Source organism: Chitinophaga sp. 22308 (assembly GCF_052045305.1).
In the GTDB taxonomy this organism is placed as follows: domain Bacteria; phylum Bacteroidota; class Bacteroidia; order Chitinophagales; family Chitinophagaceae; genus Chitinophaga; species Chitinophaga varians_A.
In genome coordinates this window covers 89,084-103,597 of record NZ_JBQEOP010000010.1, presented here as the reverse complement: position 1 = coordinate 103,597, position 14,514 = coordinate 89,084, and the positions used below count along the sequence as shown (strand labels likewise).

6 protein-coding genes are annotated in these 14,514 nt (G+C 51.3%); 2 read left to right on the top strand and 4 right to left on the bottom strand.

All coding sequences use genetic code 11. The features are described 5' to 3' along the window. Nucleotides 1–3 precede the first annotated feature (3 nt). Together metK and ACTJJS_RS31170 are read left to right on the top strand one after the other, a co-directional pair. Nucleotides 4–1,260, top strand: coding sequence for a methionine adenosyltransferase (metK, locus tag ACTJJS_RS31175; RefSeq protein ID WP_440667736.1), 1,257 nt, complete (start codon nt 4–6; stop codon nt 1,258–1,260). A gap of 519 nt (nt 1,261–1,779) precedes the next feature. Further along, complete coding sequence (locus ACTJJS_RS31170) at nt 1,780–3,201, top strand: right-handed parallel beta-helix repeat-containing protein (protein WP_247655111.1); 1,422 nt, start codon at nt 1,780–1,782, stop codon at nt 3,199–3,201. Nucleotides 3,202–3,277: 76 nt separating this feature from the next. On the opposite strand, the gene ACTJJS_RS31165 is transcribed toward ACTJJS_RS31170, so the two are convergent. From ACTJJS_RS31165 to ACTJJS_RS31150, 4 genes are all read right to left on the bottom strand, one after another. After that, a complete protein-coding gene (locus ACTJJS_RS31165) occupies nt 3,278–4,978 on the bottom strand; it encodes a GMC oxidoreductase (protein ID WP_440667735.1) in 1,701 nt (566 codons plus the stop codon). Nucleotides 4,979–5,117: 139 nt separating this feature from the next. Next, nucleotides 5,118–11,846: a fibronectin type III domain-containing protein gene (locus ACTJJS_RS31160; protein ID WP_440667733.1), complete on the bottom strand. Its 6,729-nt coding sequence runs from the start codon at nt 11,844–11,846 to the stop codon at nt 5,118–5,120. A 404-nt stretch (nt 11,847–12,250) separates the two neighbouring features. Beyond that, entirely contained in the window at nt 12,251–13,300 is a 1,050-nt protein-coding gene (locus ACTJJS_RS31155; protein ID WP_440667731.1) for an acyltransferase family protein, read from the bottom strand. A gap of 12 nt (nt 13,301–13,312) precedes the next feature. After that, the gene (locus ACTJJS_RS31150) at nt 13,313–14,497 is read right to left on the bottom strand and encodes a glycosyltransferase family 2 protein (RefSeq protein ID WP_440667729.1); all 1,185 of its coding nucleotides are present in this window, start codon (nt 14,495–14,497) and stop codon (nt 13,313–13,315) included. Between the last annotated feature and the right edge of the window lie 17 nt (nt 14,498–14,514).

Here is a 14,514-nt window from a genome sequence, read left to right as displayed (position 1 = left end):
TTTATGCCTTATTTATTTACGTCTGAATCAGTTTCAGAAGGACATCCTGACAAAGTCGCAGATCAGATTTCTGATGCACTGATCGATCATTTTCTGGCATATGATGCGTCTTCCAAAGTAGCTTGTGAAACATTGGTAACTACCGGACAGGTAGTACTGGCGGGAGAGGTAAAGTCAGAAGCTTACCTGGATGTACAAGACATCGCCCGTGAAGTAATCCGTAAAATCGGATATACCAAGAGTGAATATATGTTTGAAGCTAACTCCTGTGGTATCTTCTCCGCTATCCATGAGCAGTCTCCTGATATCAACCAGGGCGTGGACCGTTCTTCCCCGGAAGAACAGGGTGCCGGCGACCAGGGTATGATGTTTGGCTACGCTACCCGTGAAACAGAGAACTACATGCCACTGGCACTGGACCTGGCCCATAAGCTCCTGCTGGAACTGGCTGCCCTGCGCCGCGAGAATAAAGACATCACTTACCTGCGCCCCGACGCTAAATCACAGGTGACCATCGAATACTCCGATGACAACAAACCTGTTCGTATCGATACGATCGTTATCTCTACCCAGCACGACGATTTCGCTGACGATACCGAAATGCTGGCGAAGATCAAGGCGGACATGATCAATATCCTGATCCCCCGCGTGAAAGCAAAACTGAAACCAGAGCTGCAAAAACTGTTCGACGGCTACGATATTCAACATCACATCAACCCTACCGGCAAATTTGTGATCGGTGGCCCGCACGGTGATACCGGTCTGACCGGCCGTAAAATCATCGTAGACACCTATGGTGGTAAGGGTGCGCACGGTGGTGGCGCTTTCTCCGGTAAAGATCCTTCCAAAGTAGACCGTTCCGCTGCATACGCTACCCGTCATATCGCCAAAAACCTGGTGGCTGCCGGTGTGTGCGATGAAGTGCTGGTACAGGTATCTTACGCTATCGGCGTGGCTAAACCCTGCGGCGTGTATGTAAACACTTACGGCACCGCTAAGGTGAAACTGAGTGACGGTGAGATCGCTAAGAAAGTGGAAGAAATTTTCGACCTGCGTCCTTATGCTATCGAGCAACGCCTGAAACTGCGTAACCCGATCTATAGCGAAACTGCTGCTTATGGTCACATGGGCCGCGATCCGCAGGTGATCACCAAAGTGTTCAACAAAGGCAAGAAAAATGAAAAGTCAGTACAAGTAGAACTGTTCACCTGGGAGAAACTCGACTACGTGGACAAAGTAAAATCTGCTTTCGGTCTGTAAAGCACACTACTACCTACGGTACAAAATAATAAGGAGGCGATTGATAACATGTTATCAATCGCCTCCTGCTTTTTACATTGCCGGTTAAAAGGACCAGGCGACTATTTTCAGAAACATTATCCCTTTTCACCAGGTGCAAAAAAAATCTTTAAAATCTTCAAATTTTTTTATATATTTATACTATATATATATATGAAATAATTTAATATGGTTTGTGGTCCTGTGTTTCAGCGCAGGAAAGGGTCTGCGGAGTGGGTGTGCATTTTTTAACCTACCATTTCGCGGGTGCATATGTCCCAAAAAAATTGTCTAACCGTTCAGCCACATTACTGCTGCAGCCCGTCAGGTATTTTTCTATCAAAAAATTTTTGATCTTCACGGCTGAAAAACAAAAACATCAGGCTTTGTATCGCCTGCATGCAGCTATAGTGGCCCTCTTTCTCCATTGCCTGCCCGACCGTATCCAGCAAACCAACCGCCTTGGCGGGATTAATTTATACCATTATTTCTTGAAGAACCATGAAGAAGCACCACCTTACTTCCAAACTGCTTATGTTGAAGCTTGCATTCATTGTGATTATTTATTTCGGAAGTTGCAATAAAACAGTTGTTACACCGGAGAAGCCTCATGAGGACACGCCGGAACAGCCGTCTACGCCTAATCCGCCGGTGAAGGGAAAGGAATATACCCTGCTGCCGGACGCTAATGGCCGCCTCGTAATAGACGGCGCCAAAAGCCCCTATAAAGGTGGCGACGCCCTCAATCTGAAAGGAAGGTTTTATTCGGTGAACATTACCAATCTGAATGGTTCTCCAGGCAACCCGATCACCATCCGTAATTTCGACGGTACTTCGGTAAAAATAGGCAACCCCGACTGGAATGGTGGTTCCTGGGCGGAAGCACTGAGCCTGATCAATTGCCATTACATCAGGGTAGGCAGTGAATCCTCCCGCGCAGACTTCATCATCGATGGTTCTGTCCACCCCGCGAGAGATGCGTATTTTAACCTTGTATTAAGCAAACATACCGACAATATTGAAATCAGGAACCTGACGATCCGTAACGGCGGTACGGGCATATGGGCCAAGACAGACCCGGTGAAAGGCGACGCCACCACCTATTATCCCAATTCACAGATGGAAAACCTGTTGATCCATGATGTGGCCATCAGCGGTACCAACAACGAGGCCATGTACATCGGGCATACGGCCACCTACTGGGACCTGACGGCCAATACCTCGTACTATGGCGACGCCTCCGGTTTTACGCCCGGCAGCCAGTACGTACAGCCCATTAAATGGCATAATGTAAAAATCTATAACAACGCCGTACAGGACGGCGGCGCCGATGGCATACAGACCGCGGCCATCGATCAGCTGGAAGTGTTCAACAATACCGTGACCAACTGGGGCATGAAACATAACAGTTCACACAACGGCGGCATCCTCATCGGAGGCCGTGCCACCAATACCTATGTGCATGACAACTACGTGCATGATGGCTGGGGAGAGCTGCTGCAGTTCTATGGTTCCGGTGAAAACGGTTCCAAACACGTTATCAGCAACAATCTTTTTGTGAACAATAGCCAGGGCGGTAATGACGGCATCAGCTTCAGAGGCACCGACCGGGCGGCGGTGACCATCAGCAACAACACCGTGGCGCTTACAGGAGGCGTTTCCCTGCGCATCAACGGTGAAAAGGGCATGACAGCCGCATTGACGGTTACTGATAACGCGTTTATCCAACCCCGTATGAGCGGCGGCTCCATCACCTATAACTCCTACGTATATACGGAAAATGGCGGTGGCGCTATTGAAGGCACGGGAGACAAGGCTAATAGCCGTTTCCCCACGCTGGACGCCGCAGGTGTGGACGTTGGTAATTATTTTGCGCCCAAAGCCGGTTCTGCACTGGGAGTGACCGGTTTCCGCAAAAAATAACGAGATTATTATTTACATAAAAAAAGACCAAAGCACTTGTCTGCTTTGGTCTTTTCTTTTATCGGGCAACGACAAATTATAATTCATTTTTTTTCAGCAGTTGTACGGCATGATCGCAGGCCCGTGCTGTCAGTGCCATGTAGGTCAGCGACGGGTTCTGTGTGGCAGAAGAGGCCATACAGCTGCCATCGGTGACAAACACATTCGACACTTCGTGAAGCTGGTTCCATTTATTCAGGACGGATGTTTTCGGATCATGTCCCATTCTCACGGTGCCCATTTCGTGCACGCATTCACCGCCTGTGTAGTTGTAATCAAATCCTGAAATATTGGTAAGCCCGCTCATCTCCAGCATTTCCTCCGCGCTGCTGCGCATATCTTTCCGCATGGCTTTTTCATTGTCTTTGATATCAAAGCTGATACGTACCAGCGGCTGGCCCCATTTGTCCGTGTCAGAAGGGGAGAGGGTTACGCGGTTATCGGCATAGGGCAGCATTTCTCCCCAGGCGCCAAGCCACATCACCCACTTGCCGGGGTTGGTCAGGTCTTTTTTAAACTGGTCCCCATAACCCGGCATCTTAAAGTTATCCATCCACGCTTCCCTTTCCGCATAGCCCTGGTATCCAAAACCGCGTAGATAGTCTGTTCTGTGGGTGGCTTCGTTCACATTACGGAAGCGGGGAATATAGATGCCGGCCGGTCTGCGGCCTGCATAATACTGATCTTTGAACCCTTTGTATTCTCCCATGGCGCCGACTTTAAAGTGATGGTCCATGAGATGGCGGCCCACCATATCGTTGTTGTTGCCCAGGCCGTTAGGGAAGGCGTCGGAAACAGATTTCAGCAGGATGGCTGCAGACGCGATGGTGGAGGCGTTGAGGAAAATGATGCGGGCATGGTATTCCATGCTCTCTTTGGTTTCGGCATCGATGATGCGTACGCCGCTGGCTTTGCGGGTATTTTTATCGTAGATGATCTCCGTAACGATACTGAATGGACGCAGTGTAAGATTGCCGGTGGCCATAGCGGCGGGCAACGTAGCGCCGTTGCTGCTGAAATAGCCGCCGAAAGGACAGCCGCGGTGACACAGGTTGCGGTACTGACAGGGCCCGCGATTATTATGGCTTTGCGACAGGTTGGCCACACGGGCAATGGTCAGCAGCCGGTCGTTGTATTTTTGTTTTAGCTGTTCACGTACATGCTGCTCGAGGCAGTTGAGCTCCATTGGCGGAAGAAACTGTCCATCGGGCAGATGGGGAAGTCCTTCTGCCTGGCCGCTGATGCCGGCAAACTGTTCCACATAATCGTACCAGGGGGCAATATCCTGATAACGGATAGGCCAGTCCACGCCGTGGCCGTCTTTTGCGTTGGCTTCAAAGTCGAGGTCGCTGAGCCGGTAGCATTGCCGTCCCCAGGTGAGGGAGCGTCCGCCGACCTGGTACCCTCTTATCCAGCTGAAAGGCTTTTCCTGTATATAGGGATGCTCCTTGTCACGTACAAAAAAGTGTTTGCTGCTTTCGTCGTAGGCGCCGCTTTGTATGGGATCTTCCAGTTTGTCCTGTTCGGGGTTGTTAAGGCGGTGTTTAAACTCCCATGGGTGCAGCGTGGCCGTTGTGTAATCCTTTACATGCTCCACGTTTCTGCCTCTTTCGAGCAGTAGTGTTTTTAATCCTTTCTCGCATAGTTCCTTCGCCGCCCAGCCTCCGCTGATGCCGGAGCCTATGACGATCGCGTCGTATGTATGGCCGTTTGTTGCTTTGATGTTCAGGTTTGCCACGGTTATCTGCTATGTGTTAACAAAAAAATGAATTGGTTATGTAAAAGTCCTATAAAGTATGATTTTTTCCTATCAGTGATATTGAAAAAAATCCGGCTTTTAAACCGGATTTTTTTCAAAGTTAATATGGAGTGATGTTTTACTGTTTCACCAGTTTTACTGTTTTCACCGTCTGATTGTCTGCCACTACCTGGAGGATGTAGATGCCCGGTGTCAGTTCACGGCCGGTGATGTCCATTCTGAACTGGTAGGAGCCGGGGGCTACCAGGCCGAGGTCTTTCATATTGACGATGCGGCCGTTGAGGTCCAGCAGTTTCAGGGCCATCCGGGTGCTACCTTTGCCATTTTGCGTGAGACCTACGTTCACGAAGCTGGTGAAGGGGCTTGGATATACCTGAGAAAGGGTAACGTCGGTGGTGTTGCTACCGGTGGTATTGCTACCGGTGCTGATGCTGCCTTTAGGGGCAGTAGCCATGGTATTGGTGCCACCGAGTTTGGCCAGCGTCTGCGTTACTTCTTTCGGGTAGGCTTTGATCACGAGGGCGTTCAGGTAGCCGTAGGCGTTCACCACATAGATGGTGAGCAGCATCTGGCCGTTCTGGTCGGGCGACAGGTGATCGAGCGTTACCGTGTTGGTGGTGTTGTCGTTAGCGTCCAGCGTCACGGTCCTTCCGTTGATGGAGTAACCGCCGATCCTGGTGCCGCCGCTGGCCCTGCTGGCGAAGAAGGTGAAGGAGTATTCCTTCGACTGATCGAGGCCGGTGAAGAGCATTTTAGCGGTATCGCCTGGTTCTACGTAGTAGGATTCGGCCATTACCAGGTCAGGGTACACGCCGGAGTTGTTGCCGGTTTGTTTACCGGCAGGATTGGTACCGGTAAAGTTGTCGACGATGGTCCAGCTGAAGCTGGTAGGATTACCGGCGTCGTCTTTCGGATTGTTCATGGTCTGGTTCAGGAACGGCAGCGCATTGGTATTATTCCATGGCGCCGGTGCCGGATTGACCGTATTAAAGTTGATATACACACCATAGGCGAGCGTACCGCCGGCAGCGATGTTGCTGTAGTCGGACTGCTGGGTGGCGGTGATGGCCCTTACTTTATAGAAGTAGAGAGTATTGGATGCCAGCCCGGTATTGGTGTAAGAGGTGACGTTGGCCGCAGTGGTGGCGATTTTACTGAAAGTGCCGTTGCGGTCTGTAGAACGCCAGATTTCAAAACCTGTTTCATTGCTGGACTTATCGGCCCAGGTCAGCTGGATGCTGTTGGTGGTTTGTGCGCCTGTGGCCAGATTGGCAGGTGCCAGCGGAATACCGTTGTCAACATACGACTGGATCACCATGGCGCCGAGGTAAGCGGCAAAGGAGCCAGAAGGCTGCTGAATGGTGAAGTCGATGTTACCGCTCGCATCAGGGGAGAGGCCGTTGATCTGAACGGTGTTCTGGGTATTGCTGGCAGCGTTGAGGGTCACAGACTGGCCGCCCGCAGCATAGATGGTATTTCTGTTATCGCTTACTGCATCACGGCTGCCGAAGAACACGAGGTTGTATTTCAGTGTAGCAGCGAGGCCGCTGATACGCAGGCGTTTGGCGGTACCGCTCTGGTCGTAGTAGAAGGTATGCATTACTACGTCCGGGAACACGCCGGTGTTATTGCCGGTCACTGCGCCGACGTTGTTGTCGCCGGTGAGCGCGTCCAGCAGTGTTACGCTGATGGTGGTAGTGGCGCCGGTTTCATCTTTGATGTTTGTAACCGCGGCATTGGCAAACGGAGCGCTGTTGAAGTTATTCCACGGCGCCGGTGCTGGTTCTAAGCGGTTATAGTTAACGAAGATGGAGGTGGTGTTTTTATCTGTTACCTGTACCTTGAAGGTGCGGCTGCTTTGTGCGCCTTTGTTGTCCTGCGCGTTGATGGTAATGTTATAGATGCCGATGTTGGCGGCTCCGGGGTTCAGGTTCAGTACGGCGGTGCCGTTGCCTGTATTTTGCAGGGTGGCAAATACCGGGAGGCCTGTGGCGGAAATGGTGATGACATCGCTTGGGTCGTCGGTAGCGTGAATATTCACCTGCTGCACAGCATCTGTTTTCATGCTGATATCAGCGATGTTGTCGATTACCGGCGGCATATTGGGCAATGCAATGCTTACGGTATCGGACGGGCTGCCTCCGAGGCTGTTGATGGCGCGGACTACATAATAGTAGGTAGTGCCGCCCGTCACATTCGGGTCCGTATAGGCGGTATCGTTAGCCGCGGCATTCGGTGTCAATTGCTGGAAGGGCCCTGTTTGTGCGGTGGCGCGGTATATTTCGTAAGCGGTTTCATTAAACGCCCTGTCTGCCCAGTTGAGCCGTACGCCATTGGCGGTGCTGCGGGCGGTCAGGTTGCCTGGTTTGGCAGGTGGTTTACCGTCGTTATAAACGGCATCTATTGTCATGGCGTTGATATAGGCGTAACCGGTACCGCCGGTAGCTGCGATATCAAGGTTGAGCGTACTGTCAGCGGCGGCTTTCATGTTATTCAGCGTAACCGTGTTGCCGGTATTGCCGGAGGCGTTCAGGGTAACGGTGTTGCCATTGATCGTATAGGCGGCGATACGCGGGTCGCTGACGCCTATGCGGCTGCCATAGAAAGTAAAGGTGTAGTTATAGTTGGTGTCCAGGCCGCTGAATTTCAGCGTTTGTTTATCGGTGGTGGTCCACCAGCTGCTGGTCATGGCGTTGTCGGGAAATACGCCGGAATTACTGCCGGAATTATATCCCTGGTTGTTGGTGTTGGTGCCGCCATTGATGTTCTGCCAGGGGGTCATCACGGTCATGCTGATGCCGGTGTTGCGGGCAGACTGGTCGATGAGGTTGGCGAATACATCGTTGAGCGCTGGTTTTTTATTGGTGTTGTTCCACGGAGAAGCCGCTACATAAGATCCTTCTGTGAAGTTAATGGAGAGCTTGTAGTTGGGATTGACCGCAGTCACGTTGATGGTGAATGTTTTGGTATCGGAGCCGCCGTTGCCGTCGGAGATGGTAACGGTGACAGGATAGCTGCCATTGTCACCATAGGCTGGCGCCAGTGCGATGGTGGCGTTACCGCCGTTGGTAGTGAGGGTGGCGAAAGCAGGCAGGTTGGTCACGTTCCAGGTAAGCACGTCCGATGTGTTGGCGTCGGTAGCTGTAATATTGATGGTATTGGTGCCTTTTTCTGCCAGCGCTACATTGGAGATGTTGCTGAGCACTGGCGGGTAGTTGTTTTCCACGATCAGGGTGAATGACCGGGTAACGGTGCCACCGTGTCCATCGGCTACGGTCACCTGTATCGGATAGGTGCCCAGATCAGCGATGGAGGGTGTGAAGGTAATGTTGCCGGTACCGTTGCCAGCTACCGCGAGCGCGCCGAATGCCGGCAGGTTGGCGGTGGTGATGGTCAGTACATCGCCGTCCGCATCGGTAGCATTGATGGGCACATTGAGCTGCGCGTCAAAACGCATCTTCTTATCAGCGAGCGCCGGGAATACGGGTACAGTGTTGAGGGTGACGGCAGTGGCTTCATTGGAGAAATCACTGATGCCGCCTTCATTTTTCGCTTTTACCTTATAGAAGAAGGTGGTGTTGGCTGTGAGCGCGGTGTCGCTGTACACAGCGTATGCACTGTCGCTGCGACCGATGGTGGTCAGCAGTACATAGTTGTTGTTGGTATTGGCGGAGCGGTAGATATCAAAGCCGGTTTCGTTGGCGGAGTTATCGTTCCACTTCAGGTTAATAGTATTAGGAGATACCGCGGTGGCATTCAGGCCGGACGGTGCTGCCGGTTTGGCCGGCAGTGCCAGGGTAGTGGCTTTGATGTTGGTGTTTTCAAAAGCGCTGGCAGGTATTTCCTGTTTGGCGATGCCGGGGCCTGCCCAGCTGGCGTGCAGTTCCTGTCCGCCGGTTCCCTGGAAATAGGTAACGTAGAACAGGTGTTTGCCTGCTGTCAGTGTTTTTTTGCTGGAAGCGCGTTCTGTGGTGCCTTGTACGTAGTTGTTGTTGACAAGCTGGTAAGTAGTGCCAAAGCCATCGATATACAGGCGGCTGCCGTCGTCTGACGCGGTATAGAAGGTATACTGGCCGGCGGTCGGTATATTGATATAGCCGGAATATTTGATGGCATAGTTGGCGTCGCGGTTGCGCATGTCCAGGGTTACTGCCGAGGTGATGCCTGATTTTACCGGTGTTTCGGTGAACGCCGGTAAAGTGGAATAGCTGGGCGCTTCGTAGTAATCGTACCTCAGACCGCTGATGTCAGACAGGCTGGAACCGCCGTTACCATTACGGCTGATGGGCTGCACCTGATAGTAGTAAGTAGTTTGCGGCGCCAGCAGACTATCCGTATAGGCGGTGACGTTAGCTTTGGTAGTGGCTATGATCTGGAAAGGACCTACCTGGCTTTCGGAGCGGTATATTTCAAATCCGGTTTCATCGCTGCTGTTGTCGGTCCAGGTAACATTGATCTTGTTGAAAGATACGGCCGTGGCCTTTACGTTGGTGGCAGGCGCAGGCGGATTGGCGATAGTCATCGTATCGGCATAGGCAGAAGCCGGAATTTCCGTTCTGCTGATACCCGCTGCGGTGCTGCTCCAGAATACCTGCATGGCAGCGCTGCCACCTTGCTGGAAGAAGCTGATGGTGATGGGGTAGGAGCCTTTGTTCAGGCTGATGGTGCCGGTCACAGTAGTGGAGCCATGTAGACCATCGTTGTTGACAACGGTGGTGTTGCCGATAAGCAGCTTGCTGCCATCATCGGAAGTGGTCTCGAATTTATAGCTGCCGGTCACAGGGATAGTGATATAGCCCTGCCACTGAATGGCGTAGTTGACATCCTGTGTTCGTACGGAGAGGTCCGGTGTGGCGGAGATGCCTGTTTTAACAGGTGTCAGGGTGCTGAAGTTAGGCAGGGTGCTGAAAGTACCGTTATAGTATTTGTAGTTCAACCCTTTCTGAACAGTACTTGCGGTCACCTGGTTGCTGGCATTGGACACGTTGCCGGTAAGGTCGCGGGCTTTTACTGTAAAGGCGTACATGGTCCTGGCAGACAGGCCGCTTACGAGGAAGGTCGTCTGATCGCTGTTGACCGTGTATGACTTGGCGCCGTTCACATAGATATCGTATTTGTCTACGCCCACATCATCTGTAGATGGAGACCAGGACAGTGACACAGAAGAGGAGGTAGAGCCGGTGATGGTCAGGTTGGTGGGAGCGGTAGGAGGCTGGCTGTCCACCATGGTGGTGGCATTCACCTCGGCGCTCACCGGTGCGGCGCCGTTGTTGTTAACGGGCCGTATGATATAGTAATACTTTGTGTTCGGGTTTAAATTGTTGTCGGTATAGGTTAACACATCTGCATCTACTTTGGCGATCAGCGTATAGCCAGTACCGGGAGTGATGGTGCGGTATACTTCAAAGGCCGTTTCATTGTAGGCAGGGTTAGGCTTGTCGCTCCAGTTGAGCGTGATCTGTGTCCTGGAGGCGGCGGTAGCCTGGAGCGCGGAGATAGCATCCGGTACGTTGGTGCCATTGGCGGCCACTACGCGGAAAGGATCAGAGAAATCACTGGAACAGCCGTATTGCTCTGTTACTTTCACTACATAATCACCGGCTTGTCTGGCGGCGAAGGTATTGTTGGTGCCAAGGGTGGTATTGTCGGTCGATTTTTTCCAGAGATAGCTGGCGTATCCGGCGGGCACCTGTAGTACTACGCTGTCCTTGCCTTCCGGTGTTGGGATCACGTTGCTCATAAGGCCTGCTATCTGTATAGCGGGACTGATAGTAGCTGTCTTGATTTTGATCACTACCGGCGTATGGGACCAGTCAGACCAGGTAGTGCCGTTGTACACCCTGGCGTCATAGGTACCGATCCCGGTAACGGTCAGCGTATTGGAGGTGGCGCCGGTAATAAGGTTGCCGTCCTTGCGCCATTCATAATTGTTGAAGCCCGCGGTCAGTCCCAGCGTCACGTTGATGGGATCGTTCACACAAAATTCAGTCCTGCCAAAAAGCGGCCAGGGGTTGGACTTATAGATGGCGTTGACGAAGTCGAAATAACCAGGGTACTGCCAGGCATTGTACCAAACGCCATGGCCCTGTCCATCAAAGATTTTCAGTTTGACGTTGGCGCCTGCGGCGATGGCCTGATTGTAGACAGATTGTGCGATCTGTGGAGGAGGATTGACATCGGCGCCTCCCTGGAACCACCAGATGGGCGTGTATTTCCAGGTGTTGATGGTGTTGGCCAGATCGCTGGTGGCCGCGCTGATAGGCGTGGAACCGGCTACCAGTTTGGGATAGCGTTGGATAAAGTCCCAGGTGGCGTTACCGCCGCCGGAAAGACCATGAACAAAAATACGGTATGGGTCAACATGAAGCTGTGGGATGAAATATTTGTTTAACAGGTCCACTATATAATCATAGTAGCTGGGACCGAAGTACCCTGAAAGGTTCTGGGGATAGAAAAGGAAAGCGTCTGTACTGCCGTTGTCTACAGCGTTCATGAACAGTTCTCCGCCGTGGTACAACTGATATTCGTTGTCATAGATCGTTCCCTTTTCTCCGATGCCGTGGAAGAAAATGATAATGGGATACGTTTTGGCAGGGTCATAATTTTTCGGCCATTTCAGACGGAACTGCATACCGTTGTAGATGTATGCTTTGTAAGACGTGGAGGTAAAGCTTACCCGCTTTGTTCTTACCCACTTGCCTACCTGGTTCCAGGCGGGCTGGGTGGGCGGAGCGGACGCATTATAGTCCACTACCGGATCATTGGGGTCGAGGACGCCTGTTTGCGCCATCAGGAACTGCATGCTGATAAGCATGAACAGTGTAATCAGAGAGTAGATTTTTCTCATATATACCCATTAAGTATTAGGAACATCGATTAGCTATACGCATCCGGAAACGGACGTGTATAATGTTAGTTGGCTTCGCAGGGGACTGGTCAAAAAAATTAACGGAGTAATTACAAGGCAACTTTTGGTTTAAATGTTGCGACAGTAAATAAACCTTTACGGTTTCAGCAGAGGAGATGGTAAATCACATTAAAGCCTGGGCATTCACACATTGACATAGTAGTTATCCCAGTAGATGTTTCAATCGGCCCGCAAAATAGAAAATAATGCACATTCTTCGGGGAATAAATTCGTGAATACCATAAAACAATCGGTGAAGTACAAGAAAACGGCCTTGAATGAAAAAGTGCATTCAAGGCCGTTACAGTTGACAAAAAAATAAATTATATATTATGACAATGCAATCAGCATCCCACAAAATACTTGCTTTTATCGCCCAGGACTTTTTTGGCGATTTTCAGGGCGGCGACTGAGCACATCATCACAAAGAAGAAAGAGAGCGTCCAGGTGAGCAGGTTGCCGGGAATTTCGTCATGCATGAGTTTCATGCTCACTCCCCTCAGGAACAGCACAAAGAAATAATGCACGAAATAGAGGCCAAAGCTCAATACGGCCAGGGTGTCTACCCATTTGGGCACATATTTTTCAAAGCGCCATAACCAATAAATATAGAAGGGGCAGAAGAGCACCTTATGCGTAAAGTCAAACCGGTCGTATAGCCATTCGGGTACGAAGTAATTGGCGATAATAAAGGCAAGGGGCAGTATGGTGATGAGCAATACGTTTCTTTTAGCGAATTCGAGAAACTCATCTTTATAACGGCTGAGGAACATCCCGAAGACGTAGACAGACAGGAAGTGTACGGCCATCACGAGGGTATCGCTCAACACACTTCTTTTTATCACCAGGGAGATAATAAACAGCGGGACCAATAGATAGTACCACTTTGGATGACGGTCCATGTATATCAGCAGGGGAGCAATGAGATAATAGAGCGAAATCATTGGGATAAACCACAGTTGCTGCAGGTGCGCGCCGTGCAACAGATAATAGCCTGCCTGTTCCCAGCGGGGCCAGGTGGCGAAATCGGGGTGCAGGTCTGTGGTAAAGCCGGGCACGTCCAGCGTATACAGGCGGTAGACGATCACTGGCAATGACAGGATCAGATAAGGGGAGATAACGTTCTGGAACTTTTTTTTCAGATAATCCCGGTACTCAAATTTGTGCGACAGGTGCTGGAACAGATAACCCGCAATAAACAGGAAGAGGATAGTGGAGTTCTGCCAGATGAGGTCCAGTATCCGGTGGATAACAGAATCGTCCGGCCACCGTACCAGAATGTGCGCGGCCACCACATAGATGATGGCGATGCCTCTGAAATGGTGGATGTAGCCGATAAATTTCTTTTTGGGTTTATTGACAGCGGTTTCGTCCGCCACAGATGTTGTTTCCATATCAGTTCCTGTTTAGAGCGTTTGTGTACTTCTTTGGGCCTTGTCCCATGCGGCCGATTGTTTTTTGGCGATATACCGGAAGAAACCCTGGTATACTGCGATGTTCATGAAAAGAAAATAGAATGGGATATAAAACAGTTTTGATTTACGATGTGCTTTGGCTTGCTGATAACCGGTGAGCGCGGCGAGGTAAAAGCAGAGCTGTCCGGCCAGTACCACCTGGTACAATAGTCCGGCGCCGGCCCATACCAATATGATATTGCTGATCAGCAGCAGCGGAAGGCTCAGGGGGCTGAGTGTCCAGCGCAATACGCGGTGCGAAATATATTGAAACGACAGCAGTGGGTAACGGAATATATTGAGCAGCGGGCGGAGCATTACGATGGACTGGAAGCCGCCGGCGCTGATCCTGACTTTTCGTTTATGTTCTTCTTCCATGGAAGAAGAGGGCGTCTCCATCGCATAGGCGTCAGGCGCATAGGCTATGCGGTAGCCGGCCATATTGATCCGGAGGGAGATGATAAAGTCATCGAGAATGACTTCTTCTTCTACTGGCGCGTACAGGGCGGTGCGGATGGAGAAGAGTTCCCCGGCGGCGCCTACCACGCTGTACAGTTCTGCGTCCATCTTTTTCAGGAAGGACTCATATTTCCAGTAGATGCCTTCTGTGGCGGCAGCCCCGGCAGCGCCGGCGTCTATTACTTTTTTCTCGCCGGCCACGCCGCCGGTATGTTCGTCGGCATAGTGCTTCACGATATGCTTTACAGCGCCGGGGTTGAGCAGTGTGTTGGCGTCGCAGAAGATCACCACAGGATGCTGCACCTGTTTCATGGCCCGGTTGATCGCGGCTGTTTTGCCACGCCGCTGCGGCTGGTGCAGGAGTGTGACGGAAGGGTAGCGTGCAATGATGGCCGGCGTTTCATCGGTGGAACCGTCGGTCACAAAAATGATCTCCAGCTTTTCGGACGGATAGTCCAGTTGAAGGGTGTTAATGATCTTCCGTTCAATAAAACCGGCTTCATTGTAGGCGGCTATGACGAGGCTGACCGGTGGCTCGAAAGGAGCGGCGGGGCCCTTTTCCGGCCAGAACAGGCGTTTGATTTTAATCAGCCCGTACAACAGCATCCCGTATCCGATGTAGTTGTAGAACAGGATAAAAAATGCGGTAAAGAATATGAGGTAGACAGTGATCATCATAGTTCGCTAATAGATGC

Coding starts and splice junctions, on each gene's coding strand:
- ACTJJS_RS31150 (WP_440667729.1), bottom strand. CDS start 14,497: ATGATGATCACTGTCTACCTCATATTCTTTACCGCATTTTTTATCCTG.
- ACTJJS_RS31155 (WP_440667731.1), bottom strand. CDS start 13,300: ATGGAAACAACATCTGTGGCGGACGAAACCGCTGTCAATAAACCCAAA.
- ACTJJS_RS31160 (WP_440667733.1), bottom strand. CDS start 11,846: ATGAGAAAAATCTACTCTCTGATTACACTGTTCATGCTTATCAGCATG.
- ACTJJS_RS31170 (WP_247655111.1), top strand. CDS start 1,780: ATGAAGAAGCACCACCTTACTTCCAAACTGCTTATGTTGAAGCTTGCA.
- metK (WP_440667736.1), top strand. CDS start 4: ATGCCTTATTTATTTACGTCTGAATCAGTTTCAGAAGGACATCCTGAC.